The sequence below is a fragment of the Rhodococcus sp. NPDC006774 genome, assembly GCF_040636045.1.
In the GTDB taxonomy this organism is placed as follows: domain Bacteria; phylum Actinomycetota; class Actinomycetes; order Mycobacteriales; family Mycobacteriaceae; genus Rhodococcoides.
This window is the reverse complement of record NZ_JBEYIW010000010.1, coordinates 124,295-141,046: the sequence shown is the minus strand read 5'-3', so window position 1 is coordinate 141,046 and position 16,752 is coordinate 124,295. Positions and strand designations below refer to the sequence as shown.

The following is a 16,752-nucleotide window of genomic DNA, read 5'->3' as shown; positions in this document are numbered from 1 at the left end:
CTGTTAGGTAGTGCCATGAAGCATCGTGTGGCGTGGGCCACATTGTCAAGGCTCGATTTCCAGTTATTTTCGAGATCGCGAATCCCTTGCGCAAAATTGCCTAACCATGGTTAGTTGAGTTGTCGCAGTCGGATGGAGCAGCTCGCAACAGGAGGTACCGGTGTCCACAGGCGCAGCAACGGCAGCGGAGACCGTGGGTGGAGTAGATCGGGGCCGGCTCTCGCGGGCTCTCACCGCGGCCAACCTGCCCACGCTGGTGGCGGTGCTCTATCAGTTGACCGGCGATCCCATGTGGCTCGCCGATCCGTATCGCCCGACGCGCAGTCGGGGCATGGACAACAACGACACGGGCGGATTCGACGACGTAGTTGCCGACCGCATCCGTTCCGCGGCCCTCGATGCGATCTGCGCGTTCCACGACGGCGCGCCGATGGCGGTGCCCTCGCCCGATTCGGAGCACCTCGTCGAGATGATCAGCGTGGCCGTCGGTGAGCAGGTTCCTCCCAAGTTCGGTGTCATGGTCGCCGAGGACATGGGTTTCACCACGTCGGATACCCCGGTGGCGGCTCCGAACGATCTGTCGGTCATCGTGATCGGTGCCGGCGTCTCCGGCATGCTCGCTTCCATCAAGCTGCACGAGGCGGGCATCAAACACACGGTGCTCGAGAAGAACTCCGACGTGGGCGGCGGCTGGTTCGAGAACACCTACCCCGGTGCCGGCGTTGACACCCCCAGTCACCTGTACTCGTACTCCTTCGCGCCGCGGGCGTGGAGCACCCACTTCGGCAAGCGCGACGAGGTGTGGCAGTACCTCAGCGATGTCGCGTCCGAACACGATCTGCGGCAACGTATTCGATTCGACACCGAGGTGGCGACGGCCGAGTACGACGCGCAGCGACAGGGCTGGACCGTCAGGACGGTCGACGGCGAGACGTTGACCGCCGACGTGGTGATCACCGCGACCGGTCAGCTCAATCGGCCGAAGGTGCCCCATATTCCTGGGCTCGAGTCGTTCGACGGCCCGATCTTCCACACGGCTAACTGGCCGGCCGATCTGGAGCTGGCCGGTAAGCGCGTCGCCATCGTCGGAACCGGGGCCAGTGCCATGCAGGTGCTGCCTGCCATCGCGTCGACGGTGGGGCATGCGACGGTCTTTCAGCGTTCGCCGCAGTGGGTGTCGTCGAGTGACGTGTACTTCACCGAGATGGGCGACGATGCCAACTACCTGATGGATGTCGTTCCGCTGTACCGGCTCTGGTACCGGACCAGGTTGGCCTGGAACTTCAACGACCGCGTGCACAGCTCGCTGCAGGTCGATCCCGAGTGGGAGCATCCGCAGCGCTCGATCAACCTCATGAACGACGCCCATCGACGGGTATTCACCCGCTACATCGAAGCCGAGCTCGACGGCAGGCCGGACCTGATCGAGAAATCGCTTCCCGATTACCCGCCCTTCGGTAAGCGCATGCTTCTCGACAACGGCTGGTATGCCGCGCTCAAGTGCGACAACGTCACTCTCATCGCCGACGCAGTCTCGTCCATCACCGCCAACTCGGTTGTGGCACGGGATGGTTCGGAGACCGAGGTGGATGTGGTGATTCTCGCGACGGGCTTCGAGACGCACAAGCTGTTGACGCCGATCGACGTGCGCGGACGATCGGGGGAGTCCATCCGCGATGTCTGGGGCCCGGAGAATGCGCACGCGTACCTCGGCATCACCGTCCCGGACTTTCCGAACTTCTTCATCACCTGCGGTCCCGGAACGGTATTGGGCCACGGGGGCAGCTACATCACCATCGCCGAATGCCAGGTGCGCTACATCGTCGATGTGCTGATCGACATGGTGGACAAGCGAATCGGAGCCATCGAGTGCAAGGCCGACGTGGAGGCGGAGTACGTCCGCAAGCACGACGAGGCGCACGCGAAGATGATCTGGTCGCACGGCGGCATGGACAACTGGTACCGCAACGACGCCGGACGCGTGGTCTCGACATTGCCGTGGCGCATCGTCGACTACTGGGAGATGACCAGGCGGGCCGATCTGAAGGACTTCGTGACCGAGGGCAGGCGGGAGAACGCCCGCTGATCAGCGGGATGTCCCCTGAAAGCTGTTGGTACCCGTGATTGTTTGGACCCATACCGCCGAAGATGTCCGGATTCCATGCAAGGCTCGACGGTGCACACACACCCGAACGATCGAATGGAGTGCGCGGCGATGGAACGAACGGCAGTCAACCCGGTGCGATGGTCGGTGGACATGGGATTCAACCAGGGGGAGGTCGTCTCGGGGCAGTCGCGGACGCTCTACCTCTCCGGCCAAACAGCGACGGGTGATGACGGCTCACCTCAGCACCCCGACGACATGGGCGCGCAGTTGTCCCTGTGCCTCGACAACATGGAAGCCGTTCTTGCCGAAGCGAATATGTCCCTGGCAAACCTCGTCCGGCTCAACGTCTACACCACCGATGTCGACGCGTTGCTGCCGCACTACGGCGACTTGGCAGCGCGACTGGGTGCGGCGGGCGTGAAGCCCACCAGCACCCTGCTCGGGGTCACTCGGCTCGCGATTCCCAGTTTGCTGGTCGAACTCGAGGGCACCGCGGTCGGGTAGATCGACTACCGGGCTACGACGAGGCCCGTCAGGATAGGGCTCGCTCAGCGCAATCAGTTGGACGTGGCTTGCTGCATCGACAGCACGAATCCGTGTCCGCCGCCCGCGTCGCAGATCATCGCTTCGACGCGAGAGAAACACGTGAAGCCATTGAAGGTGATGGATGTGTTGTATTCCAACGGTTGTGCGTTCTCGACTCCGAATTCGCCTTGGTTGAAGCAGGTCGGAGTCACCTTCCCCGGGGTCATGTAGAAGCCCTTGCCGAGTTGGTCGATGGTGAACGACGGAGTGACGCAGTTCGCGCCATCAGGGATCGGAGCATCCGCAGCTTGGCAACCGGACGAGAATTCACTGTCGCCGATTTTGCAATAGATGTTGCCCGACGGCGACTTCCAGCCCACCTGATTGCCGTACGCGCTGTATCGGGCAGGGTCGACGGGGGTGATGGGTGCGGTGTTGTTCGCGGGATCGGCAGCGGTCGGGTTCGATTCGGTCGCCTGTGGCGCTTCTGTCCCACCTTTCGCGTCGCCATCGGTGGAGTCGGTCGGCGCGGCAACGGTCGCCTGCGGAGATGCGGGTATCTGTGCGGCAGCGCTCGTCGGGGGAGCGGCGGCGGGTGCATCCTGATTCCCGCATGCCGTCAGTGCCGCAGTGGTGAGAACTGCGGTCAGCGTGAGTTTCGAGAACTGCTTCATCAGAATGCGATGTTGACGTCGCGGGAGATCATGAAGCCTCGGTCGCCGTCGTAGCAGGTGATGCCGGCCTCGGTGGAGCGACAGAAGGTGCCCGTCACTCCGATGACCTGGCCGTATTCCAAGACTCTAGGGCGTTCAGGTCCGCCGACGAAGATGCCCTGATTGGTGCAGATCTGTTCGACGGTGCCGTCTTGGTTGATCTTCACCCCGTAGGTGTTGTTCTCGGTGTTGAGGCACTCGCGGCCGGTGTTGCCCGGCACCGAGTAGCGGACCTGGCAGCCCACGATGGTCCCGGGCGCATTGGAGGAGCTGAATCCGCAGAACACGTTCCCGCTGGGGGACTGGAAGAAGTACTGTCCTCCGGCTTGCTCGAAGTCGCGTGCATCGACGTTGACATCGTCGCGGTTGGGCGCGGGCGCTACGGCTGAAGTGCCCGCGGCGGTGGGGCTTGCTTGTACTGGGGTGACTATGTCGGGAGCCTGTGCGATTCCGCCCGAGCCACTACCACCGTCGGAGTCGGAGTATCCGTTCGCCGACGGAGCAGCCGCTGCGCTGGTGGCCGGTGCGGGTAGGTTGCTCACCGGCTCGCCGGAGCCGCAGGCCGTGGCTGCGAAAGCAGTAGCGGCAATCAGCGCGCCTGTGGCCACGATTGTGCGGACTTGCCTCATTCGATGGTCCTCACCGGTGGCTGCGGAGTGCATCACCTCTGATCTTTGAATCGAACGGTCCAAGTGGTCTGTTAACGTCGTTCGTGTCACGACCCCGTCACGAATCGGTATCCGAGCGGTCCTTTTGTCGCTTTGGCTGCGAGGGTGGGTCGGGTAAACACTCAAGAACCACTTGATGTTTCAGGTTCAACCTGGGGTTCTTGGTCCGGTGTCACGTGCGATCCGGTATCTCGCCGTGCGACATGAGCGAAAGGCGCGCTGTATGCGAAAAACATTGCGGCGAGCGGTCGTATTGATCGCACTGACGATCCCCCTGTTACTGGGCATCGGCGCGGGAACGGCCGCGGCAGCGCCGCAGACCACGCTCCTCCAGATTCCGGTCGTCACCGGTTTCCAGATCGCACCCGGTGCCGTGCCCGGTGGGCTGTTCCAGACCATTCCGATGAAGGCCACGGTCGGTACCGAGCCGGGTGTTCTGCTGTTGTCCGCGGCGAATATCGCGCCGTATGCAGACCAGTATCCGTACCGAAGTCTCGGTGTGAACTGGCGAAACTGGGACATCGGCTTCCGTGGAAGCGCGGGACTGCGGCATTGGCAGGACAACCCCAACCCGGGCCCGACCAACGACCTGCCGCCGCTACACAGTGAGCAGTACCCGCGCGAAGTAGCTCTGCCCACCGGAAGTGGCTGGGTCGAGATCACCGTGACCCACTACCGCGATTACTACGACGGCGAGCCCTACGCCGACACGCTGATCCCGGGCAAAGGCTTGATCTACGTGCCCTGATCGCACCTACGAAAGGCAACTCGATGAAGAAATCGATCCGCGGCGGTGTCGCCGCCCTGGCGCTGACCGTCCCCCTGGTCTTCGGCATGGGTGCCGGTACTGCAACCGCTGCGCCGCAAGAGTCGGTACTGATGGTGCCTGTCGTCACCGGGCCGGAATTCGTCCCTGCGGGCGTTCCCGGCGGACTTGTTCAGACCATTCCGATTCGCGCGGTGGTCGGCGAGAAGCCGGGTGAGGTGCGCTTCTCGGCCGCCGACATCCGGCCGTACTACTACCAGTTCGCTTACCGGCACCTGACGGTCAACTGGCGCAATCTGTCCACCGGCGAAGTGGGCTCCGAAGGCTTGCGGCACTGGAACGACGAGATCGATCGGACGCAGCCGGCCAATCAGGGTGGTCCGCAGGCCTACCGCCTGCCGACCGAGGTGACGGCTCGGACGGGTGCAGGTCCGGTGGTCGTGACGGTCACCCATGACCGCGAGAATCCTGAAGCGTCGAACGCTCTGGTCCCCGGTTTGGGTGTGTTGTTCGTTCCCTGACACGCGGTGTCATAGGCGGTCAGGTCCCTAGATCGCCTGCGATATCCGCGGCGGCGAGCATCGAAACCAGGAGCGGCACAACTCGTTTGGCTGCGATTCGATAGTCTCCGCGGCCCTGCTGCTCCACGATATTCGCCGAACTCAGCGTCTTGAGGTGGTGATAAATTTGACCGGACGAGCCGAGTCCCACTGCTGCGAGGAGATCTGCAGCGTTCGCGGGTCCTCGTAGCAGCGTACGCACGATCTGCAGTCGCACCGGATGTCCCAGAGCAGCAAGCACTTCCGATGCGGAGGGAACCGGTAGTTCCACGATGGCGTCGGGGGAGTAGCCGATGTCCCAGCGGACGGTGCCGTGCAGATGGACGTCGCCTTGATAGGCGATCATGCCGCCGGTCGACGGGGCGGCCTGGAGCTGCTGGGGAGTGTCGCGTCGCTCCAGCTCGGCGACGCGGGCTTCCAGCTCTGCCAGTCTCGATTCGAACTCTGCGCTCACACCACGCAGGCTATCCGGTCGAGAACCTCGGGCGAGAGCATCGCCTCGACGATGAGTTGCTGCTGTACGCCGAACTGGGTCATGGCCTGATCGAATCTGTCCGCGGGGAGGCCATCGATCAGCCACACTGCCGTGGCGACTGTTCCGTCGTTACGGCGCAGCTCGAATCCCTGGGTCAGTACACCGGGGAGGCTGCCACCTTTGAACCCGACACCGAGAACGCCGTCACCTGCGGGCTGCCATTCCAATTGGCGCACAATGGTGTCGGATGCTGCTCCGTATGTCCCATCCGTGAAGGCGCGATACATTCCGTTCAATTCTTCGGCCGAACCGCCGCGGAAACTGCTCTCGACCCGGGCGACCTGGTCCTCGTAGGTCGGCACTTGCACGGACGCCTCGACCTGGGCCCGGAACTGCGGGTCGAATGCCCACTTCTGAGCGGTCTCCCAGGTATCTGCATCGGCGAGTTCGGGATCGAAGACCGAGAGCATGTCGGCCACCATGCTCGGTGCCTCGAAGTTCTCCCAACCTCCTGCGGCTGCGGCGTCGACGAGTGCTTGATCGCCGAGTCGGTAGCGGAGGTAGTCGGGAACCGAGTTGTCGCTTTCCTGGATCATGGCCGAGACCATGTCGTCGATGCGGACCGTGGCGTTGGGGTCGGTTGCGTTGGTGCCGGCGTTGGCAATGCCCAACCGGGTCAAAGCATTCGGATGAGCGTTGGCGTCGGTACCGGGTACGTACCAGCGCTCCCAATCCGACAGGGCCACTTGCTCGTTGGGGTCGATGGAGCCGTTCGCGACTGCCTGGGCGTAGGCGGCGAGATGCACGACCTTGATCGCGGATGCGAGTACCTGCTCTTGGTCGGCTCGATGTTCGACGGTTCGGCCGCGGCCGTCGTCGATGACGAGGCTGACGGTGTTGGGCGTTTGGTCGATCAGTCCGATCCACCCGTCCTTGGTAGCGAGGTCGGTGGAAGTGACAGGAGCGCAGTCCTCCGGGGTTGGGGTAGTGGTGGTCGTTGCCGCTGTGTCGGTGTCAGTAGCGCATCCACCCACCAGAAGCACGGCTGCACAGGTTGTCGAGATCCAGGTCGAGCGGCGCATCGAGTTCTCCCATCCGTTATTCCGTAATTACGGATAACCATAGAAGGGGCATGGTGATCTGACAACCTTCGAATGTTCGCTCTCGCAGGAGCCATACCCGTCAATGCTTGGTTGTGTCGATCCAGAAGCGCATTTCGCCCTCGTGGTTCAGGCCGTCGGGGATGCCTCCGTTGCGTTCGACGACTGTCACCGATGCTGGGTTGTCGGGTGAGACCGTCAGCAGTGCGCGCGGGATTCCCAGGTCTGCGCACCCGTTGAGGGCCAGTCGAAGCATTCGGGTGGCGTGGCCGTTGCGCTGCCAGGGATACACGACGTGGTAGCCGATGTGTCCACCGCCTTCGTCCTCGGTGAGGCGGTGGCGCAGCACGAGCGAGCCGATGTAGTACTCGCCCGAGGTGTACCAGAAGACCTGGGAGGGAACACCCCAGCGTTCGCGTACTCCGGCGCGTTCGGCGGCGAAGCCATCGAAGTCGATACTCGCGGCTCGTAGCCAGTCCGTGCTCCGACCGCGATGAATCGAGTCGGCGAGTTCACCTACCAGATACGACGTCTTGACCAGATTGTGCGGCGTGGTCAACGAGAGCGGAGTCAGTAGTTGGATCATCCGCTGACGCTACAACGAGATTGTGGTGGCCCTTTCAGAACAAGGTGGGTGCGTTGTAGCTGCCGAATCGTGCGTCGTCGAGTCGGGCGCTCCATCGCTGCACGAGCCACATCTCGACGAGTTCGGGTCGGGTGTCGATCTCGTTGGCCCAGCTCGTGATGAGTTCGACGTAGCGGTCGTAGCGGCGACGAGTGAAGCCGGTGACGGACGGGTCTTCGAGCCACCCTTCATGGATGAGGGTCGAGACTCCGTATTGGTCGATCAGTTGGGCCGGGCCGCCGTAGACCGAGGCGTTCACCGCCCACAGAAATGTGGCCATCAGTGAGACACCGACGCCCGGAGCGTCCGGCCATCCCGAGCGAGTTTCAGTCGGGTGCTCGGGCAACTCGCGGTTTCGGACGCAGTAGTCGAGCACTGCGAGAGTCTTGGCGACGGGATTCTCATCGGGGTGTGTGAGATGCGGGTTCATGACGTCGGGGAATCGCCGCGCCGCTCGGCGATGTTTGTGACTACCCTGCCAGGCGGCGCACAGAAACAGCAGACCGAGTGAATCATGCTCGCCTACAGCTAGATCGGTGCTGATGCGAAGATCGTTGCGTTGGATTGTGGCATTGCCGTACTCGACGATTTCGCCGTCGAGGTTGCGGCCGCGAAGCCGAAGATCGTGCCCAGCCCGGTCGAGGTGGCCGTTCCACCAATCCAGGTCCACCTCCACACCGTCGTCGAGGACATGCAGGTCATAGCTGCGGTGCTGACACCACTGCACACAGGCCGTGGGCGGCGAGAACCCTTCGTCATGTTGACGAAGTTTGACTACTTGTCAACAGAAGATGCAAATCTCAACCCTGGAGGTGGGAAGAATCTATGGACGCGTGTGCCTTCGTTTGTGAAGGGTTCAAGGGCAATATGCACGACCAACCTCAGTCGAGGGTGTTCAGCCTTGTAGGGCAGTTCGTAGCATTCGATTCCCAGGTTCTAAGCGAAACCTGTGTCAGTGACTTTCACCCGCGACGCAAATTGATGGCACTGAGGCGGAGGGGAATTCCATGATTCAACGTGGAAAACAGCAACCATCCGGGTATTAAGCGATCCTAGCGGCCTGAAATGCAGAAGTATCCCGGCCTCCCACAAACAAGTTTTCCGATCGGAGGGCGGAGGGCGTCACAACCCCTAAGCTTCCAAGCGAGGCACCGAAGATCTTGGACGACTATACAAAGATCGTGACCGTATAGCATAATCGACCGGTGGACTATATTCTGGACGGACTCGGCTCACGGAATTTCGAGCACATGGTGCAGGCGCTGGCCGCCGTGCACGTCGGCGCAGGTCTTTCGACGTTCGGTGATGGCCCGGATGGAGGTAGGGAAGCCACGTGGACAGGGCCATGCCAGTCGTTCGGATCGTCCTCGAATTGGGACGGCTATGGTGTGGTTCAGGCAAAATTCTGTCTCCACCCGGGCACACCCAAGGCGAATTTTTCGTGGCTAGGGGCAGAAGTAAAGAAGGAGCTCGCTGACTGGTCCAATGAAACAAAATCACGCGAGCCGAAGCCGCAATTTATTCTGTTTGCGACAAACGTCCGCCTTTCAGCGGCTGCCGGCGGTGGGAAAGACAAGATTCTTTCCTTGATTAAATCTGAGATCGAGACGCTAAGCCTTCCGGTCCAGGACTGGTGCGTCTGGGACTACGATGAGATAAGGGCAAGGCTAGACGCTTCTCAAAGCGTACGGGTACGATATGCTGCCTTCATCACACCTGGAGATATTCTTAACCAGTTGATGGAAGACCTCAAATGGCAAGATGATCTATTTTCGGCGGCGATTCATACCCATGCTGCGCGTTCGTTCAAGGACGATAACTATCTAAACCTGACTCAGGCGGGCACTGTTACCGATCAAAACGTCAGCGTTTCTGATGTGATAATCGATTTGCCGGCAATTGTCTCCGGACGCACCTCCGCCTTCGATCCGCGCCATGCTCTCATTCAACCAAGTGGAACTGGTCTAGTGGGACAACTTGTCGGGATATTCAACGAGATGCACTCGGCAGAGGATATCCATGGGACTCGTCGAGCAGTTGTAATAGGAGGGCCAGGTCAGGGAAAAAGTACAGCGACTCAATGGCTTGCGCAAATGTATCGAGCTAAGTTTATTGAATCAACCCCCGCGTCCAGGGCCGACAATATCGCCGAGGCAGTTGAAAAGCTTAACAACCGTTGCCGGGAGATAGCCATTCCGGCAATTAAGGCAAGGAGGTGGCCATTTCGAGTCATCTTGACCGATTTTGCAGACTATTTGGCGGAAAACGAAAACCGCTCCCTCATTGATTTTATCGCAGAGCGAGTATCTTATAGGGGTGGCCACACCGTGCCCAGCGCAAATGTCATTAAATGGTTGCGCTCCTATCCGTGGATCATTCTGATAGACGGCCTTGACGAAGTCCCAAATTCTAGCAATCGACGCGTAGTTATGACCGCGATTTCTGACTTCTTTCTAATGGCAACGACGGTAAATGCCGACGTTGCAGTTATCGCGACAACCCGCCCTCAGGGATACAGTGACGAATTTCCGCCAGACAAGTTTATCGAGTTCATTCTTGCGCCGTTAGACGCTTCTGCTGCACTTAGATACGGAGAGGGGTTAATTGGGCTGCGTCACGGAATTGGCACTCCGCATTTCGATCGAATTCTTAAACGATTGGAACGTGCAATCGATGAACCATCGACAGCGCGACTACTTGAAACTCCTCTGCAAGTAACTATTCTCACAGTTCTGCTAGAGAAGCTCGGCCACGCGCCGAGGGAGCGATGGCGGCTATTTTCTCAATATTATAAAGTTATTACTCAGCGCGAACAAGAAAAAGGAGGTGAACTAGCTGAACTTCTGCAAAAATTTGAGTCAGATGTGGACTATCTTCATCGTCATGTCGGCCAGCTGCTCCAACGGCGCGGTTCTTCCGCTGGAGGAACTTCCGCGACGATCTCCGACGACGAATTTTCCGAGTTAATATCCGAACGTTTACGATCTCAGGGGCATGACCAAGAGGAAATTGAAAAACTGCAAAGAGATTTCTCGCGCCTGGTGACAGAACGATTGGTGTTCCTGGCGCGAGTCACTTCCGATAAGATAGGATTCGAACTGCGGAGCTTGCAGGAATTCATGGCAGCTGACTATGTACTAAATCTTAAGGAAGATGTAATTGTTCCCACGTTGGGCCGGTTGGCACCTAGTTCGTACTGGCGTAATGTTTCCTTGTTTGTCGCTGGCGGGATTTTTGCAGACCGTGAAACCCTTCGCGCAGAGTTAGTCTTGCTCTGCAGCGATTTGAACACTCAGCAGGGCATCTCAAATTTGGCGCGACCGGGGAGTGTCTTGGCTATCGACATTCTGTACGACGGCAGTTGCGATTCGCAGCCCAGGTATGCCCGCGGTTTAGCTAAATCCGCGTTAGATTTGGTAAAGGGTCCTCAAAGTTACCGTTTAGCTAAAATCGTAAGCACGGGAGAGATTTCGGCGTTGAAGATGGTTCGGGAGGTTGCGCGCGATTCAACCGAATGCGATTTATCGACGCGTCGAAATCGAATAGGTCTAATGGTTAGCTTGGGCCTTGCGCATACCGCTGAGGACGACTGGGATTACCTCGTAGATTTTGTAAAATCAGCCTCGGTCAGTTTAGTGAGCATTGTTGCAGAAATAGCGATCGACCTTATGAACGATAAGCTGGGTAGCTTGTTGTCCGACAAAATTCTGCAATGTGATCCGGTGACTTTGATCAGAGCACTGCAACGTCGCAACGAGTTCGATATTGATCTAGATGAAATCTCCGGTGAATGTGATTGGTTGTTTACCCTGTCCTATTTGCAAAACTTTGATAAATCGGCGGAGTGTCCAATTTATGTCGGGCGAGGCAAGGGGGAAGTCCCGCACTTCGAGCGCAACTGGTTTAATCAGACGTTCATGCCAGTATCGCAGAGTCATGATCGTCTGGCGTGGGTGTTGGAGTCGGAAGGTGGACACGTTAATTGGAAAATTTTTCGATGTATCGCACAGTTCTACTCTGCTCCGAGTTCTCAGGCCCTAGGTGAAGTCTTGTTAAGTTTTTCCAGTATTGCTCCTGCGAGATTCCCAAGAATTAGAGGGCTACCCTGGGTAATTAAGTCATGCCTTGACAATGCGAATTTCTTGGCAGAATATAGGGGAGATGATTCTTTGGCAGGGCGCCAGTTGATGCGACTGGCGGAACTTTCTTTTGATGGAAAGTTTGGAGGCATTGAGGAATGGGAGACGGCAGAGAGGCGGTGGATGGCTGGTATCGACGTTAGTAAGGAGTTGCCGGTCAATCGCAAGGACCCTGATAGTGAATATGATTGGGATTTACCCTTCCAATCTGACGTCGCGGAGTCAGGTTACTTGCTTCTCGGTGGCGGGTTCCAAGCTCGCCACGGGTCTGCTTCGGATTCCAGCGATAGCATCAGTCAGGCAACGGAGATAGTTCGGCAGATGATCTCAAACATAGATGCGGCCGGTACTGGATCGGCATCTGTTGAGTTGAGGCAGATTGTGTCATTCTTTTCGAGCGTGCTGCTCTGGTCGTACAGCGACATCGGTAAGTTGGATGAACACGTCCGGGTAGAATTTGAGCATCTGGAGTTAGAACTGTCGACTGTTGACTGGATAAGTAATGGTGGGCCTCTTTGGCCAATGTGGATGCCCTGGAAAGGCTCCCTTCCGAACAGTAATTCGCTAACTTTGATGGCGGCTTATGGTAACTCCCGAAAAATTGTGGACCGCAATGCTAATATTTTACTGGTAGAAATGGGCGCAGTAACTACGGACCTAGAAAATCAGTGGAAGTATTTACGTGCCAGGATTTTAATGAACTTGCCTTTGCCGGTTGAAGATCAGCAAGTCGATTTAACTGTAGTTCCAAAAGGGGTTCGTGCCTCGATGTCGAGTGCGCTCGCGATTTTGAACGCTAACCAGAGTGAGATTAATTTGGGCGAGGTGGATGTTGACATCCAGCTGCTTTGCTCAAACGAAGGTGATTCCATAGATGCCGACTGGCTGATGCGCTACGTCCGTAATGTGGAGCCTGAGGTAGGTATGGCGATCGCACTCCGTTCAGCTGGTGCACTACTGGAAGATGACCCTTATCGCGCCGCCGAGTTCATTGAGATTGCATCGAATATTCAAGCGGATTTCAGCGTCGAGTTGGACTGGCCGGAAAAATAGGACTGGATTATGGGGCGGGCTTTGTCGCGAGCGCATCTTATTCTGAGTGGATCGACCGCAACTATCGGCGAGGAAATGTGTTCATGCGGTCGTGTGAACTCAGTTCAGCGCTGGTGAAACTTAGGTTGTTTTATGAGCTTTTTGCCAGTTCGAGTTGATCCCATTTGGCCGCCAGGTCACAATATTCATATAATTGATTCTGAAGATAGACTAATAACGCATAAGCCGCAGCAGTGAGGTGAATCTACTACCAAAAGTGCTCACATCACGCTGACGCAATGAAAAATGATGGGTGAAAAAGTTGGGCGCTCTTCCTGTACCGTATCGCCCTTGAAGGCGTTGCCGCCCGCGACGGTCTGATTATACAATTACCTCGGGCTGTCGGTGAATTACTACTTTTCTCGTGCCATAATCGTGACCGCCTTGGGCGAGTGTCATCGCCTGGGACTGCTTGGTACGTTGGGCTTAACAATCGATCCGAGGCATCGATACGCGCGGCTCCTTCACCGACTGCCGTATTTCGAGGTGATGCGGCTCTCCAACCACTGCAGCGCAATCGTGGGCGGCAGTGCCATGACCAGAATCAACACAACCGTACCCATGATGTTTTCCATCCGTACCAGGCTGACGTTGCGCAGAAGTTCGTATCCGATGCCGCTGGACGACGAGAACATCTCGGCAAGAAGCAGTCCCAGGAACGCCAAGCCGAAGGTCATGCGCATACCCGTCGCCAACGCCGGTAGCACTGCAGGAATCACGATCTGGCGAATCAATCTGGGCCAGCTCACTTGCAGTGACGCCGCCATCTTCAGGTGGATTCTCTGGACAGATGCCGTCGCCTCGACCGCGACGAGGAACATCGGGATGAAGGCGGCGTAGAAGGAGAAGCCGAATCGGCTCAATGCGCCGATGCCGAGGAACGACAGGAAGATCGGGTACAGCACGATCTTCGGGATGCTGTTGATCGAGTAGACGATCGGGGCGATGGTTCGGGTCCAGAACGGACTCAGTCCCAGTGTCAGGCCGAGCAGTGAGCCCACGATTGTGCTGGCGAGAAACGCGAGCACGAGGATGCGCAGGGAGTCGCCGACATTGGCCCGGAAGTCGGCCTTGCCCAGGTCCTCGACGAGTGAGGCCATGGCCTCGGCAGGCGTCGGAAAGATGAGACTGTCGACGAGAACCGCCGCGACCCACCAGATCACGACCGCGACGACGGCCACGACCAGAGGAGGGAGGAACCGTCGGGCGTTGGTGCGGCCCGCAGACGAGGTCACCTTCGGGGGAACTGTTGGGACGGTGGCTACTCTGTCCAAGGTGCTGCTCATCAGCGGCGCCTCCAATCGAATCGGTTGAGCGCGAGAGAGATCAGCGAGGTCGAGAGCAAAGCGATCAGCGCCACGATGAGGATTCCGGCGTACATGTCGGCGATGTCGAACCCGTCGTAGGCGATGGAGATGAAGTGGCCCAGGCCTTGAGTCGAGAGGATGAACTCACTGGCCAACACGGAGATGACGGCATATGAGAGCCCCAGCTTGAGTCCGGTCACGATGCTCGGCAGCGCGTACGGCAGCAGCACCGACCGGAAGTACTGCCACCGCGTGAGCATCAGTGTGGTTCCCAGCTTGGTGACGATCGGCGACACCGCGTTGAAACCGGTGCGCGCGTTCAACGCGACCACACCGAAGGCGAAGATGGTCGACAGAATGGCGATCGGTGCCACGCCAGCACCGAATAACACCACCATGATGGGGTAGAGCGCAAACGTCGGGACGGCGTAGTAGACGTTGAGATACGGCTGAAATGCTCTGTCCCACAGCTCGTACCGCCACAGCACGTACGCGGCGGCGACACCGAGTACGGAGCTGAGCACGAAGGCGAGGACGATGATGCCTAACGTTCGGCCCAACTCGTCGATCAGGAAGTCAGGGTCGGTCAGCAGGCCCAGCGACGTCGAGATCATGTCGGTCACCGGAACGATGTCCAGCGGTGAGGCGAAGAACCGTGCCGAGATGTCGATGGCCACCAGTGCCGCGACGAGGATGAGCACCGTCCATCCCCAGGCAGGGAGACCGAGTTGGGTGGAGGGGGCGGGCCGGACGTATCCGGGGACCACGGAGGCGCGCGTGCTCTCGCGCGTGGGGGCACTCATGGTTCGATGCTCATCGTCTTCTTGGCCTCGTCCCGCAGCCGTGACCAGATGCGTTCGTGCAGAGCCACAGCGTCAGGACTGGCCAGCACGTCTTCGGATCGTGGGCGAGGGAGATCGATGTCCACCTCGTCGATGAATCGGCCGGGCCGCGCACTCATCACCAGCACGCGATCGGAGAGCAGTACTGCTTCTTGGATGCTGTGGGTGATGAACAGGACTCCGCACGTGAGCTTTTCGACGATCTTGAGAAGCTCGTACGACATGACCAACCGCGTCTGCTCGTCGAGTGCGCCGAAAGGCTCGTCCGCGAGAATGAGGTCGGGCTCCATGGACAGGCAGCGCGCGATGGCCACACGCTGGCGCATGCCGCCCGACAACTGAGTGGGGTAGTGGTCGCCGAACTTGGACAGCCCCACAGTGTTCAGCAACTCGTCGGCGCGCGCTCGCCTGTCCCGCTTGCCGACACCCCGGACTTCGAGAGCGAACGCGACGTTGTCGCGGACGGTCCTCCAGGGCAGCGTCGCCGATTCCTGGAAGATCACCGCAGTTTTGGAGCGGGGTCCGGTCAACGGCCGACCGTCGATCTGCACGGTGCCGCCGTCGTGATCCTGGAGGCCTGCGAACACCTCGAGCAGAGTCGACTTGCCGCAGCCACTGGGGCCGACTACGGAGACGAATTCACCTCTGCCGATGGACAAGTCGATCTCGTGCAGGGCCGTCACGTCGCCGAAGTGTCTCGACACCGAGGAGGCGACGGCGATGGCCGAGGTGGTGTCTTGGTGAGGTCGAACCGATGTTTGCGTCACGTCGCTACCTTCTGGTGGTGGGAAATTGTGGTCAGGATTCGCAGTCGTCGGGCATGTCGTTCGTGACTCCCTCGGCCAGGAAGTCCGGGTCGAACAGGGTGCAGAAATCGGGTTCACGATCGCTGCCCGACGCCTCCACTCCGTCCTGCGCGGACATGACGGACGCCGTATCGAACCCGCCGCCCCACGTGTCGACCGACGACGCCCGCTCGACCACCGCGGTGGCCGACTCCACGTCGAAGCCGGTGTAGTTCGCATAAATCTCAGCTGCCGCAACAGGATCGGCCTTGATCGACGCGACTGCCTCGGTATAGCCGGCGTTGATGGCTCGTACGACGCCGGGGTTGCTGGCGGCGTAGTCCTTGGTCGTGGTGATCGTCGACTGCAGGAACCGCGACATGTAGTCGGGGCTGCTGACGATCAGCTTGAAGTCCTCCGGCCGCTGTTCGGCGACGATGGAGGGGACGAGGGCGATGTCGACGTTGCCGGCTTCGAGAAGCGCGAAGCCCTCGCCGATTCCGCCGGAGGCGACCCGTTCGATCTGGCCGGCGTCGACGCCCGCCAGTGAGGGAATGAGGCGGGTGAGGGCGTCGGACGCCGAGTTGGGCCGGGTGTAGGCCCAGCGGCGGACGTCCTCGATGGAGTTGATGTTCGGGTTGGAGGCGAGCGCGTAGAAGTTCATCGGGTACGGCCCCTGGGGTGCCGCCGCCGACGATGCGCAGTTCGGAGCCGGCCGCGTCCGCCTGCACGATCGACGGGTAACTGACCTCGCCGATGGGAATGTTGCCGTCCAGCAGCGTGCGCATGGTCGCGCTGCCGCCCTTGCCCGGCACGATGTTCTCCACGATCACACCGTGCTTCTCGAACAGTCCCTGCTGCTGCGCGACAAGCCAAGGGATGCTGTAGATTTCGGCCGCTGCCGAGACGGTGACGTCGATCGTGACCGGATTGGCGGGGTCCGCGTCGGGACCGGGATCTGATCCGCAGGCCACCAATGCGGTGGACAGCGTCAGAACTGCCATGATGGACGTGGCTCGGCGTAAATGCATCTGCGTCCTCGCTGAAT

15 protein-coding genes are annotated in these 16,752 nt (G+C 59.4%); 5 read left to right on the top strand and 10 right to left on the bottom strand.

The window, feature by feature from the left end; translation table 11 throughout:
* Positions 1-160: 160 nt before the first annotated feature.
* Both ABZ677_RS16945 and ABZ677_RS16940 read left to right on the top strand, forming a co-directional pair.
* Positions 161-2,086, top strand: coding sequence for an NAD(P)/FAD-dependent oxidoreductase (locus ABZ677_RS16945; protein WP_358371305.1), 1,926 nt, complete (start codon positions 161-163; stop codon positions 2,084-2,086).
* 129 nt (positions 2,087-2,215) lie between these two features.
* Complete coding sequence (locus ABZ677_RS16940) at positions 2,216-2,611, top strand: RidA family protein (RefSeq protein WP_358371302.1); 396 nt, start codon at positions 2,216-2,218, stop codon at positions 2,609-2,611.
* A gap of 53 nt (positions 2,612-2,664) precedes the next feature.
* On the opposite strand, the gene ABZ677_RS16935 is transcribed toward ABZ677_RS16940, so the two are convergent.
* Both ABZ677_RS16935 and ABZ677_RS16930 read right to left on the bottom strand, forming a co-directional pair.
* Positions 2,665-3,306, bottom strand: a complete 642-nt coding sequence (locus ABZ677_RS16935; RefSeq protein ID WP_358371299.1) for a hypothetical protein — start codon at positions 3,304-3,306, stop codon at positions 2,665-2,667.
* Positions 3,306-3,974 (bottom strand): hypothetical protein, encoded by a 669-nt coding sequence (locus ABZ677_RS16930; protein ID WP_358371296.1) that lies wholly within the window; start codon positions 3,972-3,974, stop codon positions 3,306-3,308. Before ABZ677_RS16930 ends, ABZ677_RS16935 begins: the two co-directional genes overlap by 1 nt.
* 262 nt (positions 3,975-4,236) lie before the next feature.
* Here ABZ677_RS16930 and ABZ677_RS16925 point away from each other — a divergent pair, with 262 nt between their 5' ends.
* Both ABZ677_RS16925 and ABZ677_RS16920 read left to right on the top strand, forming a co-directional pair.
* Positions 4,237-4,761: a hypothetical protein gene (locus tag ABZ677_RS16925; RefSeq protein ID WP_358371293.1), complete on the top strand. Its 525-nt coding sequence runs from the start codon at positions 4,237-4,239 to the stop codon at positions 4,759-4,761.
* Positions 4,762-4,784: 23 nt separating this feature from the next.
* Positions 4,785-5,300, top strand: coding sequence for a hypothetical protein (locus ABZ677_RS16920; RefSeq protein ID WP_358371290.1), 516 nt, complete (start codon positions 4,785-4,787; stop codon positions 5,298-5,300).
* A gap of 19 nt (positions 5,301-5,319) precedes the next feature.
* On the opposite strand, the gene ABZ677_RS16915 is transcribed toward ABZ677_RS16920, so the two are convergent.
* From ABZ677_RS16915 to ABZ677_RS16900, 4 genes are all read right to left on the bottom strand, one after another.
* A complete protein-coding gene (locus ABZ677_RS16915) occupies positions 5,320-5,793 on the bottom strand; it encodes a helix-turn-helix domain-containing protein (protein WP_358371288.1) in 474 nt (157 codons plus the stop codon).
* Positions 5,790-6,896 carry a serine hydrolase gene (locus ABZ677_RS16910; RefSeq protein ID WP_358371285.1) on the bottom strand — a complete coding sequence of 369 codons (1,107 nt, stop codon included), beginning with the start codon at positions 6,894-6,896 and terminating at the stop codon, positions 5,790-5,792. Before ABZ677_RS16910 ends, ABZ677_RS16915 begins: the two co-directional genes overlap by 4 nt.
* Positions 6,897-6,996: 100 nt before the next feature.
* Complete coding sequence (locus ABZ677_RS16905; RefSeq protein WP_358371282.1) at positions 6,997-7,500, bottom strand: GNAT family N-acetyltransferase; 504 nt, start codon at positions 7,498-7,500, stop codon at positions 6,997-6,999.
* Positions 7,501-7,534: 34 nt separating this feature from the next.
* Positions 7,535-8,266, bottom strand: a complete 732-nt coding sequence (locus ABZ677_RS16900) for a hypothetical protein (protein WP_358371279.1) — start codon at positions 8,264-8,266, stop codon at positions 7,535-7,537.
* A gap of 478 nt (positions 8,267-8,744) precedes the next feature.
* Here ABZ677_RS16900 and ABZ677_RS16895 point away from each other — a divergent pair, with 478 nt between their 5' ends.
* Positions 8,745-12,731 carry a hypothetical protein gene (locus ABZ677_RS16895; protein ID WP_358371276.1) on the top strand — a complete coding sequence of 1,329 codons (3,987 nt, stop codon included), beginning with the start codon at positions 8,745-8,747 and terminating at the stop codon, positions 12,729-12,731.
* 503 nt (positions 12,732-13,234) lie between these two features.
* Here the strand turns inward: ABZ677_RS16895 and ABZ677_RS16890 are convergent.
* Genes ABZ677_RS16890 through ABZ677_RS16875 form a run of 4 tightly spaced genes read right to left on the bottom strand, consistent with a single transcriptional unit; the run spans position 13,235 to position 16,368 of the window.
* The gene (locus tag ABZ677_RS16890) at positions 13,235-14,056 is read right to left on the bottom strand and encodes an ABC transporter permease subunit (RefSeq protein ID WP_358371273.1); all 822 of its coding nucleotides are present in this window, start codon (positions 14,054-14,056) and stop codon (positions 13,235-13,237) included.
* Positions 14,056-14,880, bottom strand: a complete 825-nt coding sequence (locus ABZ677_RS16885) for an ABC transporter permease (protein ID WP_358371270.1) — start codon at positions 14,878-14,880, stop codon at positions 14,056-14,058. Before ABZ677_RS16885 ends, ABZ677_RS16890 begins: the two co-directional genes overlap by 1 nt.
* Positions 14,877-15,686, bottom strand: a complete 810-nt coding sequence (locus tag ABZ677_RS16880) for an ABC transporter ATP-binding protein (protein WP_358371268.1) — start codon at positions 15,684-15,686, stop codon at positions 14,877-14,879. Before ABZ677_RS16880 ends, ABZ677_RS16885 begins: the two co-directional genes overlap by 4 nt.
* Before the next feature lie 31 nt (positions 15,687-15,717).
* Positions 15,718-16,368, bottom strand: a complete 651-nt coding sequence (locus ABZ677_RS16875; protein WP_358371265.1) for a hypothetical protein — start codon at positions 16,366-16,368, stop codon at positions 15,718-15,720.
* Positions 16,369-16,752: the final 384 nt, after the last annotated feature.

Bases quoted from the DNA above. Each gene is read 5' to 3' on its own strand.
- ABZ677_RS16905 (WP_358371282.1), bottom strand. From the start codon at position 7,500: ATGATCCAACTACTGACTCCGCTCTCGTTGACCACGCCGCACAATCTG.
- ABZ677_RS16925 (WP_358371293.1), top strand. From the start codon at position 4,237: ATGCGAAAAACATTGCGGCGAGCGGTCGTATTGATCGCACTGACGATC.
- ABZ677_RS16940 (WP_358371302.1), top strand. From the start codon at position 2,216: ATGGAACGAACGGCAGTCAACCCGGTGCGATGGTCGGTGGACATGGGA.
- ABZ677_RS16920 (WP_358371290.1), top strand. From the start codon at position 4,785: ATGAAGAAATCGATCCGCGGCGGTGTCGCCGCCCTGGCGCTGACCGTC.
- ABZ677_RS16885 (WP_358371270.1), bottom strand. From the start codon at position 14,880: ATGAGTGCCCCCACGCGCGAGAGCACGCGCGCCTCCGTGGTCCCCGGA.
- ABZ677_RS16930 (WP_358371296.1), bottom strand. From the start codon at position 3,974: ATGAGGCAAGTCCGCACAATCGTGGCCACAGGCGCGCTGATTGCCGCT.
- ABZ677_RS16935 (WP_358371299.1), bottom strand. From the start codon at position 3,306: ATGAAGCAGTTCTCGAAACTCACGCTGACCGCAGTTCTCACCACTGCG.
- ABZ677_RS16890 (WP_358371273.1), bottom strand. From the start codon at position 14,056: ATGAGCAGCACCTTGGACAGAGTAGCCACCGTCCCAACAGTTCCCCCG.
- ABZ677_RS16910 (WP_358371285.1), bottom strand. From the start codon at position 6,896: ATGCGCCGCTCGACCTGGATCTCGACAACCTGTGCAGCCGTGCTTCTG.
- ABZ677_RS16875 (WP_358371265.1), bottom strand. From the start codon at position 16,368: ATGAACTTCTACGCGCTCGCCTCCAACCCGAACATCAACTCCATCGAG.